Consider the following 20,578-nt stretch of genomic DNA (forward strand, 5'->3'; position numbering starts at 1 on the left):
AGCCGCCCACCCCCTTGCAGGGGGCGCAGCCAGCGGGCCGGCTAAGCCGGTTCCGCGGCTGCTCCCGCCGGGGGTGCGCGCGGGTTATTGCTTCACTACGGCGTAGCGCTGGAGCGTGCGCTCCCGCGCTTCGGCGTGCTCGACGATCGGCCTGGCGTAGTTTTCGCCGAGCTTGACGCCCGCTGCTTCCAGCTCCACTGGCGTCGCCGTCCACGGCGCATGGATCGACGCGTTGGGCAGCTTCGCAAGCTGCGGCAGGTAGCGCCGGATGAACTTGCCTTCGGGGTCGAACCGCTCGCTCTGCGTGACGGGGTTGAAGATCCGGAAGTAGGGCTGGGCATCGCAGCCGCTCGAACTCGCCCACTGCCAATTGCCGTTGTTCGACGACAGCTCGAAGTCGTTGAGATGGATTTCGAAGTAACGCTCGCCACGCCGCCAGTCCAACCCGAGGTCCTTGCACAGAAAACTCGCGACCACCATGCGCAGCCGGTTGTGCATGTAGCCGGTCTGGTTGATCTGCGCCATCGCGGCGTCGACGAGCGGGTAGCCGGTCCGTCCTTCGCACCACGCGTCGAACAGCATGTCGGCATGCTTGCCGTGGTGCCACTGGATCCTGTCGTACTCGGGCCTGAAGCTGCGCCTCTTGCCGCCCTCCACCATGTGCGGATGGTGCGCCAGGATCTGGAAGAAGAAGTCGCGCCAGATCAATTCGCTGAGCCAGGTCGCGGCGCCCGGGTCGCCCTGCTGCGACAACTGATGGGCCGCGCCCGCGAGCTGCCGGATCGACACGGTGCCGAAGCGCAGGTGGACGCCCAGATAGCTCGGCCCACGCACCGAGGGGAAATCGCGCGCTTCCTGATAGCGGTCGATGCGCTGGGAGAAGGCGTTGAACAGCGCCGTACCGCCCTGGCTGCCGGTGGGAATCTCCAGGTCGGCAAGATTGGTTTTCTCGAAGCCGATGTCTTTCAGCGATGGAACCGCGCCCCTGAATTTTTCGGGTGGTTGGGCGAGCGCCTCCGCATGCGTCCGCACGGGGTAGGCCTTCAGATAGAAGTCATCGACCTTGGCAAGCCACGCGCGCTTGTACGGGGTAAAGACCGTGTAGGGCTGACCGACCTGCGTCAACACCTCCTCGCGGTCGAAGACGGCCTGGTCCTTGTAGGTGTGGAAGGCAACCCCGGCATTGGCCAGAGCGCCGAGCACCCTGGCGTCGCGGTCGAGCGCGTCGGGCTCGTCGTCGCGATTCGCGAACACTGCCTGCACGTCCAGCGCATGAGCCAGCGATGGGATCTCGTCTTCGGCCACTGCATGGCGGACGATCAGCCCACCGCCAAGGCGATGCAGCTCCGCATCGAGCTCGACCAGCGATTCGCGGATGAATTCCACCCGCCGGTCCGCGCGCGGCAGCGGGTCGAGGATTGCGCGATCGAAGACGAACACGCAGACCACCTGACGGCACGCCCGCAGCGCCTGGTAGAGCGCCGCGTTGTCGTCGACACGGAGGTCGCGACGAAACCACATCAGGCCCTTGGGATAGATCTTGTCGACGGCCAGTAAAATCGGTGGCATGGCCTCCGATTCTGCCCCGATGAACTTGACGCATCATTTCCTGATTGCGATGCCGGGTCTGGAGGACAAGGCCTTCAGCCGCAGCGTGGTCTATCTCTGCGAGCACAGCGAGCGCGGCGCGCTCGGCCTCGTGATCAACAAGCCCAGCGATATCAACCTCGGCGTGCTTTTCGAGAAGATCGAGTTGCACCTCTCCAGTCCCGAAATCGGCAAGGCGCCCGTCTTCCAGGGCGGCCCGGTGCAGACCGAGCGCGGCTTCGTGCTCCACGAGCCGGTCTTCGCGCGGGCCGACCAGCCGAACGAATCCGTCTACGCCTCGACCATGACCATCCCAGGCGGGTTGGAAATGACCACCTCCAAGGATGTGCTGGAGGCGCTCGCGACCGGCGGGGGGCCACGCAAGGTGCTTGTTTCGCTCGGTTACGCGGCCTGGGGTGAAGGCCAGCTCGAATCCGAACTCGCGGAAAACAGCTGGCTCACGGTCGGCGCCGACCCGGCCGTCATCTTCGATACCCCTGTCGAGCAGCGCTATGACAAGGCGCTGTCGCTGCTGGGCCTGCAGGCCTGGACGCTCTCGCCTGACGCGGGGCATGCATGAGCGCCGGGACGCGCCGCCCCGAGCCAGCTCGCACCCCCTCGGCGGGCAGCGAGCACACGCAGTGCCGCGCGTGGGGGCCAATGTGACCGGGTTGGCAATGCCTGACCGCGCAGCCCTTTCGCCTTCCGTTCCTGCCCATTTTCAAAGCTTCCTGGCCTTCGACTACGGCCAGAAGCGCACCGGTGTCGCGAGCGGCAATCGCCTGCTGAAGACCGCCACGCCGCAAGCCACCATCAAGGCCGAAGGCGATGCGCGCTTTGCGCAGGTGGAAGCCCGCATCCGCGAGTGGCAACCCGACGCGCTGGTCGTCGGCGTGCCCCGCCATCCCGACGGCGCGCCGCACGACAACACCCGAGCGGCGCAGCGCTTCGCGCGGCAGCTGCATGGCCGCTTCAAGCTGCCGGTGTACGAGGTCGATGAACGCTACAGCACGACCGAGGCGCTCGCCTCGGGCGCGCGCGACGCCGATGCCGCGTCGGCCTGCATCATTCTTGAACAGTTCCTGAGGAGCCTTCCGTGAACTCCATCCCTGACGCCGAAGCGCTCTACGTCGAGTTGCTGCGCGGCGTGAAATCCCTGATGCGCGCCGACACGCGCCTCGTCGGCGTGACCTCCGGCGGCGCCTGGCTGGTCGAGCGCCTGCAGAAAGACCTGGGCCTTGCCGGTGCACCCGGCGTGATCTCGTCGGCGATGCACCGCGACGATTTCGCGCGCCGCGGACTTTCTGTCAGCGCGCAGACCTCTCTTCCCTTCGATGTCGACGGCGCCGACGTGCTCCTGCTCGACGACGTGCTCTACACCGGCCGCACGATCCGCGCGGTGCTCAACGAGTTGTTCGACTTCGGTCGCCCGGCCTGCGTGCGCCTCGCCGTCATGATCGACCGCGGCGGCCGCGAGCTGCCGGTGGCGGCCGACTTCGCGGCGCAGAAGCTCGAGCTGCCGGCGACCCAGCTGCTCGCGCTCGCGCGTGCAGAGTCCGGCGCGTTCAGCTTCCAGGTGGAGGAAAACAAATAATGCTCTACAAACGAAACCCGCAGCTCAACAAGAACGGCGAGCTGATCCACCTGCTCTCGATCGAAGGCCTGCCGAAGGACATCCTCACCCACATCCTCGACACCGCCGCGAACTTCACCAGCGTGAGCGACCGCGAGGTCAAGAAGGTGCCGCTGCTGCGCGGCAAGAGCGTGTTCAACCTGTTCTTCGAGAACTCGACGCGCACGCGCACCACCTTCGAGATCGCGGCCAAGCGGCTGTCGGCCGACGTGATCAACCTCGACATCTCGCGTTCGTCGGCCTCCAAGGGCGAATCGCTGCTCGACACCATCGCCAACCTGAGCGCGATGGCCGCCGACCTCTTCGTCGTGCGGCACAGCGAATCGGGCGCGCCCTACCTGATCGCGCAGCACGTCGCGCCGCATGTGCACGTGGTGAATGCCGGCGACGGGCGCCATGCGCATCCGACGCAGGGCCTGCTCGACATGTACACGATCCGCCACTACAAGAAGGACTTCGCGAACCTCACCGTTGCAATCGTCGGCGATGTGCTGCATTCGCGCGTGGCGCGCTCCGACATCCATGCGCTGACCACGCTGGGTTGTGCGGAAGTGCGCGTCGTCGGGCCCAAGACTTTGGTGCCGAGTGATCTTGCGCAAATGGGCGTGCGCGTGTGCCACACGCTCGAAGAAGGCATCAAGGACTGCGACGTGGTGATCATGCTGCGCCTGCAGAACGAGCGCATGAGCGGTGCGCTGCTGCCTTCGTCGCAGGAATTCTTCAAGACCTACGGACTCACGCCGGACAAGCTCCAGCTCGCGAAACCGGATGCGATCGTGATGCATCCGGGGCCGATCAACCGCGGTGTCGAGATCGACTCCGCCGTGGTCGATGGCCGGCAGAGCGTGATCCTGCCGCAGGTCACTTTCGGCATCGCGGTCCGCATGGCCGTGATGAGCATCGTCGCAGGAAACGAAGCATGAGCAGCAGCACTGTCCTGATCAAGAACGGGCGCGTCGTCGACCCCGCATCCAAGCTCGACCGGCAGGCCGACATCGCGATCGCAGACGGCAGGATCGTCGCCATCGGCAATGTCGGCAGCGACTTCCGCGCCGAGCGCACGCTCGATGCGCAAGGGTGCCTCGTCGTGCCGGGTCTGGTCGACCTCGCGGCGCGGCTGCGCGAGCCCGGCTACGAGCACGAAGGCATGCTCGACAGCGAAATGGCCGCAGCCGTGGCCGGTGGCGTGACCAGCCTCGTGTGTCCGCCCGACACGGACCCGGTGCTCGACGAGCCGGGCCTCGTCGAGATGCTCAAGTTCCGCGCCGAGAAGCTCCAGCGCGCGCGCTTGTTTGCCCAGGGCGCTCTCACGCGCGGGCTGGCTGGCGAAGTGCTCACCGAAATGGTCGCGCTCACCGAGGCCGGATGCGTGGGCTTCGGGCAGGCCGATGTTCCCTTCGGCAACACGCAGGTGCTGCTGCGTGCGCTCCAGTACGCGAGCACGTTCGGCTACACGGTGTGGTTGCGTCCGCAGGATCGCGATCTCGGCAAGGGTGTTGCGGCGAGTGGGCCGCTCGCGACGCGTCTCGGCCTCACCGGCGTGCCGGTGGCGGCGGAGACGATCGCCATCTTCACGATCGTCGAACTCGTGCGCGCGACCGGCGCGCGCGTGCATCTGTGCCGGCTTTCGAGCGCGGCTGGCGTGGCGCAGGTGCGCGCGGCGAAGGCCGAAGGCCTGCCGCTGACCTGCGATGTCAGCATCAACTCGCTGCATCTCGTCGACACCGACATCGGCTACTTCGACAGCCGCGCGCGGCTCAACCCGCCATTGCGGCAACAACGCGACCGCGACGCACTGTCGGCCGGGCTGGCCGACGGCACCATCGATGCGCTGGTGTCCGACCACACGCCGGTGGAAACCGATGCCAAGACGCTGCCCTTCGCCGAAAGCGAAGCGGGCGCGACGGGTCTCGAACTGCTGCTGCCGCTGGCGCTGCAATGGGGCGAGCAGAGCGGCGCCGGGCTGATGCGCGCGATCGAGGTCGTCACGTCCGCGCCTGCGGAACTGATCGGCACCGCGGGCGTGGGGCGCCTGTCGCAAGGCGGCGCGGCCGACCTGTGCGTGATCGATCCTGCGCATGAATGGCAGGTCACGCCCGATGCGCTTCGCAGCCAGGGCAAGCACACGCCATTCGGCGGCTACGCGATGCACGGACGCGCCCGCTTCACCGTGGTCGGTGGTCGCGTCGTGCACGGTTGAGCGGGCCTTTCCCAATACGATGCACGCACTGTCCGCCAGCCTGAAACTGCTGCGCGCCGTTGCGCATGTGGCCCGGGGCTGGTGGATCATCCGCACGAAGTTCCCGTCGCTGCCGGTCGCCGACCGCGAGGCGCATGTGCAGCGCTGGGCCGAGCGCATGCTCAACCTCATGGGCATCCGACTCACGGTGCAGGGGACGCCGCCGGCGCACGGGCCGGTGCTGCTGATCTGCAATCACCTGTCCTGGCTCGACATCCTCACCATCCACGCGGCGCGGCATGTGCGCTTCGTGTCGAAATCCAATGTGCGGCACTGGCCGGTGATCGGCACGCTGTCGACCGGCGCCGGCTCGCTCTACATCGAGCGCGAGCGTCGACGCGACGCCATGCGCGTGGTCCATCACATGGCGGAAGCGCTGCGTGATGGCGATGTGATCGCGGTCTTTCCCGAAGGCACGACCAGCGACGGCCACGGGCTGCTTCCCTTTCACGCCAACCTCCTGCAGGCAGCGATTTCTTCCGGTGCGCCGATTCAGCCGGCCGCGCTGCGGTTTGCCGATGCGGAATCGGGCGAGACGAGCTATGCGCCGCGCTACATCGGCGAGGACAACCTGCTCTCGTCCGTGTGGAACACGCTCAAGTCGCCGCCGCTGCTGGCGATCGTCCGCTTCGGCGAAGCGCAGTCTTCGCACGGCCGCGACCGGCGGGCCTGGGCGAAGAGTCTGCACGCCGACGTCCAGGCGCTGCGGCGAGACCTGAAGTAGCCATTTCGCGATCCACCAAAAAAACAGCGCCCCGGGGGGCGCTGTAGAACGGCGCAGGGAAGCGCCGGGAGGAGGAATCGTCGCTCAACACATCAATTCGGTCGGCACACCGGGCAACCGGAAGGATGATGCCCTTCATCGGCAAGAGCCCCGTATGTGTTTGAAAACAGAATAGGCGCCCGTCGGCGTGCCCGCTGCCGGAGAAATGGGGAGGACGGCGTCGGCGCGTGCCTACAGGGCGGCCTAGCGCGGCAGCAGCGCAAGATAGTGGTCGAGCATCTGGAAATGGTCGTCCAGGAAGCGTTCTTCGCTCGCGCAGAGCCGATCGATCGGCATCCAGCTTGCTGCTGCTGCGTCGTCGTCCGCGCGGATGGATGGCGGTTCGCGGTCGCCCAGATCGAAAAAGAAGCCGTGCGTGATCGTGCGGCCTCGCTGGCTTCGGTCCGGGCGGTCGAACACGTCGTTACCTTTGAGGCAGCTTTGTAGCGTTGCGTGCGGCACGTCGAGGTGCGTTTCCTCTTCGAGTTCACGCAAGGCCGACTGAAATGTGGTTTCGCGTTGTTCCAGAAATCCTCCCGGCACGGCGAGCAGGCCCTTGCCGGGCGCGTGTCCCCGCTGGATCACCAGCACCCTGTCGCCGCACTTCACGACGCAATCGACGGTGACCAGGACCGGCGGATAGGGCGCGACGGACCACGCGATGTCGTACTCGCGCAGGATGGCTGCTTCCTGACGCAAATTCTCGAACGAGGGGCGGGCGCTCCATTCACGCAGGAAATCGACGGTGCCGGGAGGCACCTCGGTGGAAATCTCGGCCAGCCCCGCCTCGCCGTGCGCGAAGACGGCATCGCGAAGTGCGCTCGCGCGCCGGATCGGTGTGCCCTCCAGCGTGTGTAGCGTCCAGTCCGGAAAAGCGCCGAGGTAGTCGCGAGTCGGATCGCGAAAGTGGCCGAGCAGCACCGTCGATGCGGGCGGTGCGACATGGTGTTCCGCCAGGGCTTGCGCGACTGCGCGGCGTACGGTGGCCACCCAGCGCGCTTCGTCGAAGTAGTCGCGCACCGGCACGCAGAGGATGCGTGCACGTTCGGATTCGGGGACAGCCGCGCGAATCATGCGGGCGCAGTCCTGCCAGTCGAAAGGCAGCTTGGGCGAGCGCGCGCCGAAGGCCGAGCCGATGACCACCACGACGCGCGGCGCCAGAACGAGTGCCTGCTTCAGAAGCGAGAGATGGCCGTTGTGAAACGGCTGGAAGCGGCCGATGAGGACCGCGAGATCGTGAGGGTTGGAAATGGAAGCGGTCATCAGGATGCGAAGCATAGGCGCTTGGCCGGCCGGAGTCCCGGCCTTGGCCTTTCGGCTTCGCGTTCCGGAAACCGCCCTCTGGCGCGTCAGGAGCGCTTCGCGAGCATCGCCCCCAACGCGAAGACCGAGTTTGGCGCGTTGACCGGAGCGGGCTTCACACGCGTCGTGGGGAGCGGTTCGCGGCGCGGACTGCGCTCGCGTTCGACCTCGACGCCGCGCGCGATCTGCTCCTCCACCAGGCTCTGCAGGGTGACGGTGTCGAGAAATTCCAGCGCGCGCCGGCTGACCGAGGCCCACAGCTCGTCGGTGGCGTGCCGGTTCACTGCGCCCGGGACTGCCGGGAGCCGGGGGATCGGCTTTTCCTGGCCATCGCCATCGATCGCCTGGATGATGTCCGCGATGGTGATATCCGCGGCTTTGCGGCTCAGCGAATAGCCGCCACCGGGGCCGCGCGTCGATTCGACCAGATCGTGGCGACGCAGCTTGGCGAAGAGTTGTTCGAGATGCGACAGCGAAATCCGCTGGCGCCGGCTGATGGAGCCCAGGTTGACCGGCCCTGCGGGGCCTTGCAGCGCCACGTCGATCATGGCCGTCACAGCAAAACGGCCTTTGGTGGTGAGACGCATCGTTGATTCCTTCCTACATTCCTGACGGGGTCGGCGGCGGACCGCCGGATCGATCGCATCGCGCGCGTGGCGCCACGATGCGGGGTGCTCGCATCGGGAAATCGAAAGCCGAATGGCCTCCGAAGCGGCGAGCTAGACGAGGAAGAGGCTGGCCCGAGGCGGCCGCTTGGGCCGCTCGAGCAGGGGCGGGGGCACGGTCAGCGGCGCAAGGCGTGGAGGCCACGCCGCGGCGACGACCGGCACGAGGAGCGGGCGAACGCCCGTGAGGAATTCGGTGAAGTCGGACCCGGCCTCGTCGAGATCCGCGAACTCGTCGCTCGCATCCTGCGAAGACGCATCGCCGGCCGGGGGGGTGTCTTGCTGAATCGATGCCACCGCCGCCTTGCAGGCGTCCGCCAGGTCGATTCCGCTCGTCCTGCCTTGCGCGGCGGCCGCAAAGCCGTAGCAGGAAAGCACGAAAACGATGAAAGAGGCAACGAGCCAGCGGGGCATGAGCGTTGAATTCTAGCCGCGCTTCCCGCGCGGCCCCTCCAACGGCCCGCTGCCTGTTTCATGAGCATCGTGTTCCGAGCCGCTCCAGATGTCGATCCGATGCGAATCCAGTGCTGTTTTCCCCAAACTTGTCCCCAATAGGCAGGGAAAACCCGCGAGCGATGAATACGAGCAGGCAAAAAGAAACCCGCCGAAGCGGGTTGAAACAGCCGGATGGTGGAGGGAGTGGAGGGGTCTGTGAAGACTTCCGGCCGCGAAACGCAGTCTGCCGGTCCATCTGGGAGAAATCTCGGAGCCGTAGCACTCGTCGCAGCGAAGGAAGCGAATTCTTTTCGGGCCCCGCCCTTTCAGCCATGCGCCATCAGCATCTTCAGGAAAGTGATGCCGTTGCGCTGGCCCTTATCCTCGTCGCAGTTGTTGAAGATGATGTGCTTGTTGCGCACGCTGTAGGCGATGCGTACCAGCTCCGCCGCAAGCTCCCGGAGTTCCCGATCGGGATAGTTGTAGTCGAAGCGCTCGGCCGCGGTCTGAGCCGGAGCGTTGTAGGTTTCGACATTGCGGCCGTGCAGCCGCAGCAGCAGGAAATCCGGATGGGTGATCTCCCACACCGCCGGGACGCTGTTGTCGGCGCCCTGGGGGCCATCGACGATCGTGTGCACCAGGCCGTGTTCCCGCAGGAAGGCCAGCGTGCTCGCAACGCGCGCCGGACTCTCCCACCATGACCTGTGCCGGAACTCGATGCTCAGCGTGCAGTTCGGCATCCATCCGATGCAGCGCTCGATGTGCGCCAGCGCTTCCTCGCTGTACCTCAATCGCGGAGGAAACTGGAAGTGGACCAGGCCCAACTTGCCTGCCAGCCGCAGCGGCTCCAGGGCTTCGACAAAGCGTTTCCAGAGCTCGGCGCGGATCTCTTCCGGCACATCCTTGTAGTAGAGCTTCCGGCCCGCGCCGAGCGCCTGCTGCAGGTCCTTGTGCATCACCTTGGTTTCGGTGAAGTGGCCGGTGAACAGGCGAAAGGCCTTGACGTTGAAGACGAAGTGATCGGGCGTGCGCAGCGCCCATTGGTGCGCGGTCATCGGCGTCGGGATGGCGTAGTAGCTGCTGTCCACTTCCACCAGTGGAAAGATCGACGCGTAGTAGCGCAGGCGCGCTTCGGGCGTCTTGCACTCCGGAGGGTAGAAGCGCCCGCACTCGATCAGTGTCTTGTCAGTCCACGAGGCGGTGCCGACGAGGAAGCTCATTCCGCCATGCTACCGGCGCGTTGCCGCCGACGGACCCCGGAGGACCCGGATTCGCCTTGAAACATGCGCAACTCAGGCCCAGGTCAGCCCGTTCTGCGATGCTCGCCGTTAACGGCCTTCCATGTCTCGGCTGTTTTGAACCCGCTTCGGCGGGTTTTCTTTTTTTGGGTCTGCGCGCGGCGGAGTCGGGATCCTGCCGAGGTCTCGCCGGATGGAGGCATTGTGGCGAGCGGCCGATGCCGGTCCTTGATGCGGATCAGGGCCCGCTGTGTTGGCGTGCCGAATGGCTCTGCGGGGTATCGCAGCGCCAAGACGGCCTTTTGGTGCCTCGACAGGAATCGAAAATCAGGCTGTAGGCCCCATGAATGCTAGATTCGTGCGATTTTCTGCGGGAAGATACCGACAAAAATACCGACAAAAGACAGAGTGTCACCCGCCTGTGGCAATTCTGAACGATCCTGCTATGCCCAGCCCTTCAGCGCGGTGATGGAGGCTGCTGCTTCTGCAGCATCCCGCTCCTGCAGGCACCAGAAGAGCAAGACCCTGAGCGCGACCTCTCAAACAAGGAGATGGATGAGGTCCTGCGGCGTTCCGGCCAGTGATCCGCCTGCGACGCTCGGGGCGCTGCGCTGGCAGGGGCGCCCTTCGGTCTTTGCGCGCTTGAGCGCCTGGGTGCTCGACCATCAGGTCGCGCACTCACTCGGCAACGGGCGCGATCACGGCTGAGGTCATGCCGGCGGGTGCAAGGCGTGCACCAGAACGCCCATGCCAGCGAAGCCTTATCGCCAAGGCCGAAGAACCCGGCGAACCAACAGCCCCACCAGTCCCCACCGGACACTGAAGTTTCGTGTCTATCATGGCGTCGTTGGTTAGGCCTGATCAGTATGCGCCGAGCCTCGAAAGTAGAAGCAGGGCTCGGGCGGCCGTTCGCAGGGGAACCCCTACCACAAACTCACACATTGACACCATTTGAAGCCGCTGTTAAAAACAACTCATGACCCGACAACGTTTCAACGTTTCGCAGTTTGGGATGGCGCTTTCCGTGAGCGCAGAAGCCAAACCCAGTGAAATGGCTTTCCGAACCCAGCTAGGAAGAGCCCCGCTTCAGGTCAACGTGAAGCGGCTAGCTGCCGCTCTGGCGTCGAAGTGCCACGAGGCCCCTCGCGGCCTTTCTCGCGAAGAAAAGCGCAAACTCATCCTGCGGGTTGCTGACGGTCAGGAATGAGTTTCAGCTGGAGCTTCACGAACCTTTTCGCCAAAGAGTTCAAGATTTACCCTGAGTATCAGCAGGATGCGATTCTTGATTTTCTCGATGCGTATGAGGAGCACGGGCTGTCGGACTTCTCGAAGTTCCCCGGCAAGCTAACGCCTTCTTGGTCGGGACTTATGGCTACCGACCCCCGGTACAGGTACACGCGCGACAACGCCCTTTGGCACTACCACATCGGGCTCCCCGTCTATACGCAGAAGCAAAAATATAAGACTTCCGACTGGGTTTTGCACTTCCAGTGGATCGACAAGGGCACCCACATTCACGTCGTCGATGTGTGCTATCACACGACCTATACGGGTGAGTTTTACTTGCCACCACCCGAGAACCTCGTGGGCGCTGGTGCTCCGGTTGGCGCTGACCAGTCAGACGCCACCTAACCATGCGACGGCCTGGCCTACAGGCTGTCCGGTGCGCTTGCTCCCCCTTCCTGCGCAGCTCCTCCTGATGGAGCACGGCATCGATCGTTTCAAGGCGAGCCAGTCCCCCTCGGTCAGACGGTCGCGCGCCATATCCATCCACTTTGCCAGCTCGACGACGCTGCTGCGCTGAACGCAGTCGGCGCGAGGACCGAACTCATACCTCGTGGTTGACGTTCGCCTCGACCGGAGCATCGACGCCACTTCCCAGGGGTTGTGCCTTGCTCCCTCGATTGAGACGGGGATGCAGTACGCGGGCTGCTGCAGCAGCGTCGCGACGGGCACCTTGGAAGGCTTGTTAACGGCCGACGAGAAGGGCTACATGGCTGGCGCCGTATCGCGAAAGTGCGCCGCGGGATGGACTGGACCCTAAAGATCGGGGCGGGCGCAAACCGTGCCCGTAGCTCGCAGTTCCGTAAGCGACTTGGCCGTCCCTGCTCATCGCGCGTGAGATCGCCGGCGGCGAATCCTCAAACCCACGGGGGCCATTCTCGTCAATGAGAGCACGGCCAACGCGGACGATCGCGAGTTCAAAGTAATCGGAGTCGGAACCGCTCAAGTGACCACCTTGGCCATGGTCTCCCCTCGTCACGGTCGTCGGCTCGGCGTTTCGGTCAGGGGTTGTATGCATCGGAGCTCCTTTCAGGAGCTTTTGAGGCTATCCGGCTGCATGAAAGATTTCCTCAGTTTTGGTCGGCAACAATCAGGTGTTGGTCAAACGCAACGACAAGTTTTTTTCGATCAAGCGTCTGGATAGCACGTTCTGGCGCTAAGACCTCCATGCCGGCGACAGCGTCTAGCGCCACGATAGGACGAGCGCGTGTGATCGAATGCACGTCGCAGAATTTTGGCCACGACGCTCGGCTCTCTCTCCGCCCGATAGCGCCTCGCGTCTCGATATAGTTGCGGTCGCACACCTCCTGATCGGTCCAAACAAAATAAGAACCAATTGAATGAGCCGACCTAACCTACCAACTCTTCTGCAGCTCCGTGTGGTGACCGGCTACCTAGGCGAGCGCGCCCAACATGGCTGGTGGCCAACTGCCTTTTACGAATCTTCGAGCCGCTTGTTCCTGGAGCCCGTCTTCACCAAGTCGGCCCGCCTGGCGCAGTACCACGGTGTCGTCGAAGCGGCGCGCCGGCAGCACGACGAACACCTCAGCGTCGGCAGCTATCACCTGTTTCGCCTGCCCGAAGAGATCGAGCAAGACCTTCACGCCTTGGTTCGCACGCCCGAAGGCGGCGAAATCGCGTCCCAACTGCCGACAACCAAGGCCGCGGCGCTAGAAGCCCTCACGCTTCTGGCGGACACCATCGACTCCGACAGTGAAGGTCCGGTGGCCGTGGGGAGCGTCCGAGACGTGACAGCAAGCGGCGGGGCCTTGCGCAAGATTGCAGGCATCTATGCCTCGGCCTTCAGGCGCCAACTCAAGAGCTACCCGTACCTTGCGCCCTGATCGTGGCAGTCAGCAAACCCTACACGACGCAGCTCCAGGCGGGCCTTGGACTGGTCGACGAAACCAAGTTGCTTCTTGAACTCTGGTCGCCTGGCATGTCCACCTCGCAGCTATTTCAGGCAGCACTCGATTCGGGACGCTTCCCAGCCGTCACCGCACGCCGGCTGCGCAACATCGTGGGCGAGTGCTTCGCGCCGCGCTACCTGGTCGATGGTGGTCGCCCAGCGCTGCACCTCAAGCGGCTGGGCAATGCACTGCCCACGGCCGAGCTGGCGCAACTGATGTTCCTCTACACCAGCCGCGCGAACGCTATCCTGGGGGACTTCATCCGCAGCGTCTTTTGGGCGCGCTACGCGGGCGGCTACACGCACATTGCCAACGAAGACGCGCGTGCCTTCGTCGTACGCGGCATCGACGACGGCAAGACGGCCAAGCGCTGGTCCGCCAGCACCGTGCGCCGCGTGGCCGCCTACCTCACCGGCTGCTGCGCCGACTACGGTTTGCTGGAGCGGGGACTGCGCACCAAACGCCGCATCCACTCTTTCCGAATCACTCCCGCCGCTGCGACCTATCTCGCCCACGAACTGCACTTCGCGGGAGTTGGCGACAACGCGCTCCTGAACCACGATGACTGGAAGCTCTTCGGCCTGACCCGCGAAGATGTGCTCGAAGAGCTGAAGCGGCTTTCTCTCAAGGGCCTGCTCATCGTCCAAGCGGCGGGAGACGTGGTCCGCATCAGCTGGAAGCAACAGAATATGGAGGAGCTCTGCGATGTCCTCGCTCAAGGCTGACTTCGACGAACTGCGCGAGCGTATCCGCCATGGGCGCGAACTGGGCCACGCCAGCTCCGAGCCCATTTTCTACTTGGTCTTCCCGCCGGAGCAGCTTCTCGAAGTCAAGCGCCAGACACCGGCCTGGATCGCCAAGCTGCATCAAGAAGGATGGACTGTCACCACGTTCTCGATCGCCGAGCACGTGTGGGACCTGCTCAAGGCCGACCCGCTGTGGCCGCTGTGTGTCGCCGAGGACAAGGCTGCGCCGTTGAACTGGGCGCGCACCAACGAGTCCCTGGCCGACATCCTGACCGGGCAAGACGGCCTGCTCAAGCGCCTGGAGGACGCCCTCCAGCCGCTGGAAGGCAAGAAGGATGCACTGCTCCTCGTCACCGACCTTGAAGCACTGCATCCCTTCCTGCGCATCGGCGCCGTCGAAAGCAAGCTACACGGTCGCTTCCACGTGACCACGGTCTTCCTATATCCCGGCGTCCGCACAGGCAAGACGCGCCTCAAGTTCCTGGGCTTCTATCCGGAAGACGGGAACTACCGCTCCGCCCACGTGGGCGGCTGACCGGATCCACACACTATCAAAGAACCAAGGACCGTGACATGACGACGATCCGTTCGCTCTTCGACCCGAGCAAAGATATCTACCGCACGATCGAAAAGGTCATCACATACGGCGTCTCACAAGACGAGCGCCTGAAGGCCGAAATTTCGGAGTACGTGGTCACGGACAGTATCGAAGAGCAATTCCACAAGCTGCTCGACCGCATGCAGCTCGCCATGGAAACCGGCGGCGAGAACGAAGTCGGTGTGTGGGTCTCTGGCTTCTACGGTTCAGGTAAAAGTTCGTTCACCAAGTACCTGGGCCTTGCTTTCGACGACAAGCGCGTCATCGACGGCGTGCCCTTCATCAAGCACCTGCAAGACCGACTGCACAAGCCGCAGACCAAGGCATTGCTCAGCACAGTGGCACAGCGCTTCCCCGCCGCGATCGTGATGCTGGACCTGGCGAGCGAGATGCTGGCCGGCGCCACGATGGCAGAAGTCTCCACGGTGCTGTACTTCAAGGTGCTCGCCTGGGCCGGGTACTCGAACAACCTCAAGGTCTTCGCCTTCGAGCGCATGGTCGAGAAAGACGGCCGTACCGCCGAGCTGCACGAGCGCATCACCAGCGCATTGCCGGGCGCCACCTGGGCGCGCATCCAGAACAACCCGCTCGCCATCGATGGCCTGATCCCCAAGATCGCGCACGAGATGTACCCTGGCCTGTTCCCCGAGGCCAAGTCCTTCTCGTCCAGCACCGAAGGCTTCTTCAACTTCGAGGACAAGCGTGTCCAGGAGATGATCGACATCGTCCGCGAGAAGAGCGGCCGGCAGCACATCGTCTTCATCGTGGATGAAGTGGGTCAGTACGTGGCCTCGCGCGACAATCTCATCCTCAACCTCGACGGCTTGGCCAAGAATCTCAAGCGCCTGGGCGACGGCAAGGTCTGGATCATCTCCACCGCCCAGCAGACGCTGACCGAAGACGACCCCCGCGCTGCGCTCAACTCCGACAAGCTCTATAAGCTGAAGGATCGCTTCCCGATCCAGATCGACCTTGAATCGAGCGACATCAAGGAAATCTGCTACCGCCGACTGCTCGGCAAGTCGCCGGCCGGGCAGGCCGAACTTGGCAAGCTGTTCGACGCTCACGGCCAGGCGCTGCGCCACAACACAAAGCTGCAAGACGCCAAGTACTACGACGCCGACTTCAGCAAAGAGAGCTTCACCAACCTCTACCCCTTTCTGCCAGCGCACTTCGACATCCTGCTGCACCTTCTGGGCGCGCTTGCCAAGTCCACCGGTGGCATCGGGCTGCGCTCCGCCATCAAGGTGATCCAGGACGTACTCAAGGGCGAAGGCGGCTCCACCGCCATGGCCGACCAGCCGGTGGGCTGGCTGGCGACAACCGTCACGCTGTACGACGAACTCGAGAAGGACATCCGCCGCGCGTTTCCATCCATCTACCACGCAGTGGGCAGCGTCAACATCCGCTTCCCCGACTCGCAGCTCCACAGGGACATCGGCAAGACGGTGGCCGTGCTGCAAATCCTGGGCAACCTGCCAGTTACGGTGCAGAACTGCGCCAGCCTGTTGCACCCCTCGATTACAGGACCGTCGCAGCTCGACGCAGTAAAGAAGGCTGTGGACGAGATGCTGGCGGACAAGCTTGTCCCCCTCGGAGAAAAGGATGGCAACCTCGTCTTCCTGAGCGAGAAGTTGCGCGACATCGAGCAGGAGCGTGGCGCCATCGCACTGCGTTCGGTCGATGTGAGGCGCATCTTTAACGACGCACTGCGCGACGCCTTCGACCCACTGCCCCGTGTTAGCGTGGAAGGCACCATGGCTGTCACCACCGGCCTGAAGGTGCAGTCCGGTAGCAGCGTCACCAGCCTGGCGGGTGACGGCAGCGCCATCCAGACCGTCGTCGAACTAGTCCCTGGTAGCGACTACGAGGCCGCCAAGAACCGTGCGCTGGATGATTCCCGCAGCCGCGCGGCGCGCAATACCATCAACCTGGTCGCCAAGAGCAGCACCGACGTGGACGACGTGGCCAGCGAAATCTACCGTTGCCAACGCATAGCCGAACTGCACCGCAACGAGCCTGACCAGGAGGTCAAGGATTACTGCAGCGGCCAGCTCGACCGCGCCGCCAAGCTCGCCACCGAACTGAAGAGCCGTATCAAACAAACCCTGCAGGGCGGCTCCTTCGTGTTCCGTGGCAATCCCACAGCTGTCACCGCACTTCATACCGACCTGCTGGAAGCCGCTAAGAAGCTGTTGAACGACGTGGCCGCCCAGGTCTTCGACCGCTATGTCGAAGCGAAAGTGCGCGCCGCAACCGACACCGCCGAGAAATTCCTGAAAGTCGCCAACCCCACCGCCATCACCAGCGCACTGGACCCGCTGGGCTTCGTGCAGTCCGTCGCCGGCCGCGCCACCTTCAAGACCGATCACAAGGCGATGGTGAGCATCCGCGACTACATCGACAAGCGCGGCACCGTCGATGGCAAGCGCTTGCTGGACGACTTCAGCAACGACCCCTTCGGCTGGTCGCCCGACACTACACGCTACATCTTGGCCGCCATGCTGATGGCCGGCGAGATCAAGCTGAACGTCTCCGGCCGCCAAGTCACCGCTGCCGGCCAGCAGGCCATCGACGCGCTTAAGACCAACAATTCGTTCAAGCAGATCGGCGTGGCCTTGCGAGACGAGCGGCCGTCCATCGAGACTTTGGCGCGCGCCGCGGAGCGGCTTTCGGAACTGGCGGGCGAAACCGTGCTGCCGCTGGAACAGGAGATCAGCAAGGCTGCTGCCAAGCACTTCCCACGCTTCCAGCACGACTATGGCTCGCTCTCCGAGCGGCTGCGCGGAATCGGATTGGCCGGCGCGGAGCGCGTGAGTGCGCTCAACCAGGACATCGCCGATGTCCTGTTCACCGATGCATCTGACGCCCCCAAGCGCCTAGGCGCCGAATCTTCAGCCATCTACAACGACCTGAAGTGGGCGCAGGAGATCAAGCGGGCCTTGGACAATGGACTGGACGCCACGCTGCGCGATCTGCAAGCCCATCGCCGCGAGATCGAAGCGCTGCCCGACACCGGCGTGCCGGCCACCCTGCGCGCCGAGGTGGCTGAAGACCTGCAAGCCCTGGCCGAACGCCTGGGCACCGAAGACTTCTACCAGCACACCGCGGACTTCAACTCTCGGCTCACCCACCTGAAGGGCCGCGTGCGCGAGGCCACCGCAACACTGTCCAAGCAGTTGGAGCAGCGCATCAAGGATGGCGTCGAAGACTTGCAGCGCCTGTCCGAATGGGAAGAACATACTCAGGAAGAGCGGAGCAACGCCGTAAGCCGCCTGGAAAGCCTGGCGCTGACCGTCACGCCCGATCTGGCCGGACTGAAGAAGCTGCTGGTGCGCGACTACGAGATCACCAGCACGCTGGATGGCCTGCGCCGCTCCATCCAGCGCCAGGGTCAGGAACGCATTCGCCAGCGCATCGAGGAAGAGCGCGCCAAGGCCGGCGATAAGGTTAGCAACAGGCTCGCCAAATCCATCGCGGTGCCCGCCAAGCTAACGAACCGCGCCGACCTGGAGCAACTGATCCAGCAGCTCAACGAGGTCAAGGCGCTGCTCGCCCTGTATGCCGAGGTCGAGCTCACCTTCACCCTGGGCGCCGAAGGCGACGGAAACTAGGCATGGCGTTCGACCAAGCAACCCGCAACCGGCTCCAGCGCTTCGTCAACGAAGCGAGGCGCGTGCTCGAAGAAGAGTTCACGCGCCAGTTGCAGAACGACTACGGCATGGACCCCAACTCTGGAGCCATCACCGAACTGGCAAGCCTGCGCCACATCAACGATGCCCAACGCGAGACTGCGCGCATCCTGCGCGAGACGCTGGCCCACTATTGCGCCGCCGGTGACGCCCCACCCACCCAGGGGCTGGATCGCATCGTACGCGAGCAGGCCTTCACTGTGCTCAACCGTTTGGCCGCGCTGCGCATGGCGGAGGCGCGCGGCTTACTGACGCAGTCCGTGGGCGAAGGCTTCCAGGCGCGCGGCTTCCAGCTCTATGCGCGCTTAGCTGGCACCGGCCTGGGCGAAACCGGCGACGCCTATCGCACCTATTTGTTCAGCGTCTTCGACGAGCTGGCCGAGGACCTGCCCGGTTTGTTCAACCGCTTTGCGCCGCAGGGCCGACTGTTCCCGCGGGAAGCGGCATTGCTGGCCGTGTTGAAGCTAGTCAACGACCCGGAGATCGATCCTCTCTGGGCCGAAGACGAGACCATCGGCTGGATTTATCAGTACTTCAACGACCCCGAAGAACGCAAGCGCATGCGAGACCCCAAGCGCGGCGGTTCGCAGGCGCCGCGCAACAGCCGCGAGCTGGCCGTGCGCAACCAGTTCTTCACACCGCGTTATGTGGTCGAGTTCCTGGTGGACAACACCCTGGGCCGCCTGTGGTACGAAGCCACCCAAGGCAAGGCCGCCTTGCGTGATCGCTGCCAATATCTGCTCTGCACGCCAGAAGACGTGTTTCTTCGCGGGTTCGACGCCGATGAGCTTCGCCCCGGCGCTATCGCCGCACTGGTACTGGCCGGGCGATGGGAGGACCTGCCGGCCTTTGAAACCAGCAGAGATGGCATTCAGGCGATGATCGAGTTCGCCCACTGCGTCAACACCTATGACCGTTTCCATGACGACAGTTGGGGTGGCTATTTTCAGCGGCTTGAACAAGCCCTGCAGGAGCAGCGCCTGGATGCGTTGACCACCCAGGAGCTATGGGACGGCATTTTTCTCATTTGCCGTGCAGACCGTCATGGCGGAGACGGCGGCGTGTACCACGAGCGCTGGTTTGTCGCCGCGTGCAGGGAAATACTGGCTCGCCTCAAGGGCTACGTGCCGCAGCGCAAACCCACCATCATTCGCCGTCACAAGCTGCGCGACCCGCGGACCCTGAAGCTGCTGGACCCGGCCTGCGGCTCCATGCACTTCGGCCTGTATGCCTTCGACCTGTTTCTGGATATTTATCGCGAAGCCTGGGCCTGGGAGCGGCAGCATGGGCCAGGTGCGCTGGACCGTGCCACGCAGCCCAAGGCCGAGCTGAAGCCCTTGCAGCAGGCCTATGCGGACGAAGCCACCTTCCTGCGCGATGTGCCGCGCCTGATCGTCGAGCACAACATCTACGGAGTGGATATCGACCCGCGCGCCGCGCAGATCGCATCGCTGGCGCTGTGGCTGCGGGCACAGCGGGCCTGGCATGAGGCCGGCGTCAAGGCCAAGGACCGCCCCTTGATCGGCCGCGGCCACATCGTCGCGGCAGTCGCACCGCCGGCCGAGCCAGACCTGCGGCAGCAGCTTGCCGCCACGCTCGACAAGCGCGATGCCGAGTTGTTCGAGAGGACCTTGCAACTGCTGAAGGGGTTGCCAGAACTGGGCGTGCTGCTGCAAGCCGAGCGCGAGCTGCCGGCCATGATTCGCAAGGTCTATCTCGGCCAGGGCACAGGCCTGTTTGCCGAAGAAGAACAGCGAGCTTGGCAGCAGGCCGAGGGGCGGCTGCGAAAGGCGCTGGAGGAGTTCACGCAGGCGGCGAAGTCAACCTACCAAGGCCGTCTCTTTGCCTTGGATGCCCTGGAGGGCTTGCGGCTGATCGACCTGTGCCGTGAGGTATTCGACGTCGTCGTGATGAATCCGCCGTTCGGGGCGCTGACCCTGGGGACCAAGGCCGAACTCTCCAAAGCCTACCCGCGCAGCAAGAACGACTTGCTCGCCATCTTCGTTGAGCGTGGTCTCGGGCTGTTGCGCGGTGGCGGCAGGGTCGGAGCGATTACCTCCCGGACTTGTTTCTTTCTCTCGACCTTCCAGAAGTGGCGCGAGGAAGTGGTGCTCGGGATCGCGCAACCCGGGGTCATGGCTGACTTAGGGCACGGTGTCATGGATGAAGCGGCAGTCGAAGCAGCGGCCTACGTGCTGGAGAAAGTCTGATGACAACATTCTTGCGACTGCTGGTCGAGGCCGACAAAGGCACTGCATTGCTTGAAAGTTGCACCCGTGTACGTCTGGGTGAATCTGAGGAACGGCTGTTCGTAGTGCCGCCTGCATCATTCGATGCCGTGCCTGGCAAGCCGTTTGCGTATTGGGTTAGCCCGGCAGTGCGGGAAACATACCGCCGATTCGCATCGTTCGATAGTGGGGGACGAAATGCATATCTGGGTGGCTCAACAAAGAATGATTTCAGATTCCTACGACTCAACTGGGAAT

The 20,578-nt window shown here is 64.2% G+C and carries 18 protein-coding genes; 13 read left to right on the top strand and 5 right to left on the bottom strand.

Annotated elements, in window-relative coordinates; genetic code table 11:
- Nucleotides 1–84: 84 nt before the first annotated feature.
- Nucleotides 85–1,569, bottom strand: a complete 1,485-nt coding sequence (locus tag BLW05_RS12000) for a cryptochrome/photolyase family protein (protein WP_093162763.1) — start codon at nt 1,567–1,569, stop codon at nt 85–87.
- Here BLW05_RS12000 and BLW05_RS12005 point away from each other — a divergent pair.
- The 6 genes from BLW05_RS12005 to BLW05_RS12030 all read left to right on the top strand — a co-directional run bounded on the left by BLW05_RS12005 (nt 1,568) and on the right by BLW05_RS12030 (nt 6,183).
- Nucleotides 1,568–2,167 (top strand): YqgE/AlgH family protein, encoded by a 600-nt coding sequence (locus BLW05_RS12005; protein ID WP_093162764.1) that lies wholly within the window; start codon nt 1,568–1,570, stop codon nt 2,165–2,167. The two genes, BLW05_RS12000 and BLW05_RS12005, sit on opposite strands and share 2 nt — an antisense overlap.
- A 97-nt stretch (nt 2,168–2,264) precedes the next feature.
- Nucleotides 2,265–2,687 (top strand): Holliday junction resolvase RuvX, encoded by a 423-nt coding sequence (gene ruvX, locus BLW05_RS12010; protein WP_093162765.1) that lies wholly within the window; start codon nt 2,265–2,267, stop codon nt 2,685–2,687.
- A complete protein-coding gene (pyrR, locus tag BLW05_RS12015; RefSeq protein ID WP_093162767.1) occupies nt 2,684–3,181 on the top strand; it encodes a bifunctional pyr operon transcriptional regulator/uracil phosphoribosyltransferase PyrR in 498 nt (165 codons plus the stop codon). The genes ruvX and pyrR overlap by 4 nt, the downstream gene beginning before the upstream one ends.
- Entirely contained in the window at nt 3,181–4,143 is a 963-nt protein-coding gene (locus tag BLW05_RS12020) for an aspartate carbamoyltransferase catalytic subunit (protein WP_093162768.1), read from the top strand. The genes pyrR and BLW05_RS12020 overlap by 1 nt, the downstream gene beginning before the upstream one ends.
- Nucleotides 4,140–5,420, top strand: a complete 1,281-nt coding sequence (locus tag BLW05_RS12025) for a dihydroorotase (RefSeq protein WP_093162770.1) — start codon at nt 4,140–4,142, stop codon at nt 5,418–5,420. The genes BLW05_RS12020 and BLW05_RS12025 overlap by 4 nt, the downstream gene beginning before the upstream one ends.
- A gap of 19 nt (nt 5,421–5,439) precedes the next feature.
- A complete protein-coding gene (locus BLW05_RS12030) occupies nt 5,440–6,183 on the top strand; it encodes a lysophospholipid acyltransferase family protein (RefSeq protein WP_093162771.1) in 744 nt (247 codons plus the stop codon).
- A gap of 243 nt (nt 6,184–6,426) precedes the next feature.
- Here BLW05_RS12030 and BLW05_RS12035 read toward each other — a convergent pair whose 3' ends face one another.
- The 4 genes from BLW05_RS12035 to BLW05_RS12050 all read right to left on the bottom strand — a co-directional run bounded on the left by BLW05_RS12035 (nt 6,427) and on the right by BLW05_RS12050 (nt 9,844).
- Complete coding sequence (locus BLW05_RS12035; protein ID WP_093163167.1) at nt 6,427–7,485, bottom strand: NUDIX domain-containing protein; 1,059 nt, start codon at nt 7,483–7,485, stop codon at nt 6,427–6,429.
- A gap of 86 nt (nt 7,486–7,571) precedes the next feature.
- A complete protein-coding gene (locus BLW05_RS12040; RefSeq protein ID WP_093162773.1) occupies nt 7,572–8,111 on the bottom strand; it encodes an Rrf2 family transcriptional regulator in 540 nt (179 codons plus the stop codon).
- Nucleotides 8,112–8,243: 132 nt separating this feature from the next.
- Nucleotides 8,244–8,603: a hypothetical protein gene (locus BLW05_RS12045; RefSeq protein ID WP_093162774.1), complete on the bottom strand. Its 360-nt coding sequence runs from the start codon at nt 8,601–8,603 to the stop codon at nt 8,244–8,246.
- Nucleotides 8,604–8,950: 347 nt separating this feature from the next.
- Nucleotides 8,951–9,844: a DUF72 domain-containing protein gene (locus tag BLW05_RS12050; RefSeq protein ID WP_093162775.1), complete on the bottom strand. Its 894-nt coding sequence runs from the start codon at nt 9,842–9,844 to the stop codon at nt 8,951–8,953.
- A 994-nt stretch (nt 9,845–10,838) separates the two neighbouring features.
- Here BLW05_RS12050 and BLW05_RS35370 point away from each other — a divergent pair.
- The 7 genes from BLW05_RS35370 to BLW05_RS36275 all read left to right on the top strand — a co-directional run bounded on the left by BLW05_RS35370 (nt 10,839) and on the right by BLW05_RS36275 (nt 20,302).
- Nucleotides 10,839–11,069 carry a hypothetical protein gene (locus BLW05_RS35370; RefSeq protein WP_143044819.1) on the top strand — a complete coding sequence of 77 codons (231 nt, stop codon included), beginning with the start codon at nt 10,839–10,841 and terminating at the stop codon, nt 11,067–11,069.
- The gene (locus BLW05_RS12055) at nt 11,066–11,494 is read left to right on the top strand and encodes a hypothetical protein (protein WP_093162777.1); all 429 of its coding nucleotides are present in this window, start codon (nt 11,066–11,068) and stop codon (nt 11,492–11,494) included. The genes BLW05_RS35370 and BLW05_RS12055 overlap by 4 nt, the downstream gene beginning before the upstream one ends.
- Nucleotides 11,495–12,486: 992 nt before the next feature.
- Nucleotides 12,487–12,990 carry a BrxE family protein gene (locus BLW05_RS12065; protein ID WP_093162779.1) on the top strand — a complete coding sequence of 168 codons (504 nt, stop codon included), beginning with the start codon at nt 12,487–12,489 and terminating at the stop codon, nt 12,988–12,990.
- 2 nt (nt 12,991–12,992) lie between these two features.
- Nucleotides 12,993–13,781, top strand: a complete 789-nt coding sequence (locus BLW05_RS12070; protein WP_093162781.1) for a BrxA family protein — start codon at nt 12,993–12,995, stop codon at nt 13,779–13,781.
- The gene (locus tag BLW05_RS12075) at nt 13,762–14,337 is read left to right on the top strand and encodes a BREX protein BrxB domain-containing protein (RefSeq protein WP_093162782.1); all 576 of its coding nucleotides are present in this window, start codon (nt 13,762–13,764) and stop codon (nt 14,335–14,337) included. The genes BLW05_RS12070 and BLW05_RS12075 overlap by 20 nt, the downstream gene beginning before the upstream one ends.
- A 38-nt stretch (nt 14,338–14,375) precedes the next feature.
- Nucleotides 14,376–18,014 (top strand): BREX system P-loop protein BrxC, encoded by a 3,639-nt coding sequence (brxC, locus tag BLW05_RS12080; protein ID WP_093162784.1) that lies wholly within the window; start codon nt 14,376–14,378, stop codon nt 18,012–18,014.
- 2 nt (nt 18,015–18,016) lie between these two features.
- Nucleotides 18,017–20,302 (top strand): Eco57I restriction-modification methylase domain-containing protein, encoded by a 2,286-nt coding sequence (locus BLW05_RS36275; protein WP_218135164.1) that lies wholly within the window; start codon nt 18,017–18,019, stop codon nt 20,300–20,302.
- Nucleotides 20,303–20,578 lie beyond the last annotated feature (276 nt).

It is taken from the genome of Variovorax sp. YR216, from assembly GCF_900107745.1.
Lineage (GTDB): Bacteria > Pseudomonadota > Gammaproteobacteria > Burkholderiales > Burkholderiaceae_C > Variovorax.

Coding starts and splice junctions, on each gene's coding strand:
- BLW05_RS12005 (WP_093162764.1), top strand. CDS start 1,568: ATGGCCTCCGATTCTGCCCCGATGAACTTGACGCATCATTTCCTGATT.
- BLW05_RS12000 (WP_093162763.1), bottom strand. CDS start 1,569: ATGCCACCGATTTTACTGGCCGTCGACAAGATCTATCCCAAGGGCCTG.
- ruvX (WP_093162765.1), top strand. CDS start 2,265: ATGCCTGACCGCGCAGCCCTTTCGCCTTCCGTTCCTGCCCATTTTCAA.
- BLW05_RS12020 (WP_093162768.1), top strand. CDS start 3,181: ATGCTCTACAAACGAAACCCGCAGCTCAACAAGAACGGCGAGCTGATC.
- BLW05_RS12025 (WP_093162770.1), top strand. CDS start 4,140: ATGAGCAGCAGCACTGTCCTGATCAAGAACGGGCGCGTCGTCGACCCC.
- BLW05_RS12030 (WP_093162771.1), top strand. CDS start 5,440: ATGCACGCACTGTCCGCCAGCCTGAAACTGCTGCGCGCCGTTGCGCAT.
- BLW05_RS12035 (WP_093163167.1), bottom strand. CDS start 7,485: ATGACCGCTTCCATTTCCAACCCTCACGATCTCGCGGTCCTCATCGGC.
- BLW05_RS12040 (WP_093162773.1), bottom strand. CDS start 8,111: ATGCGTCTCACCACCAAAGGCCGTTTTGCTGTGACGGCCATGATCGAC.
- BLW05_RS12045 (WP_093162774.1), bottom strand. CDS start 8,603: ATGCCCCGCTGGCTCGTTGCCTCTTTCATCGTTTTCGTGCTTTCCTGC.
- BLW05_RS12050 (WP_093162775.1), bottom strand. CDS start 9,844: ATGAGCTTCCTCGTCGGCACCGCCTCGTGGACTGACAAGACACTGATC.
- BLW05_RS35370 (WP_143044819.1), top strand. CDS start 10,839: ATGACCCGACAACGTTTCAACGTTTCGCAGTTTGGGATGGCGCTTTCC.
- BLW05_RS12055 (WP_093162777.1), top strand. CDS start 11,066: ATGAGTTTCAGCTGGAGCTTCACGAACCTTTTCGCCAAAGAGTTCAAG.
- BLW05_RS12065 (WP_093162779.1), top strand. CDS start 12,487: ATGAGCCGACCTAACCTACCAACTCTTCTGCAGCTCCGTGTGGTGACC.
- BLW05_RS12075 (WP_093162782.1), top strand. CDS start 13,762: ATGTCCTCGCTCAAGGCTGACTTCGACGAACTGCGCGAGCGTATCCGC.
- brxC (WP_093162784.1), top strand. CDS start 14,376: ATGACGACGATCCGTTCGCTCTTCGACCCGAGCAAAGATATCTACCGC.
- BLW05_RS36275 (WP_218135164.1), top strand. CDS start 18,017: ATGGCGTTCGACCAAGCAACCCGCAACCGGCTCCAGCGCTTCGTCAAC.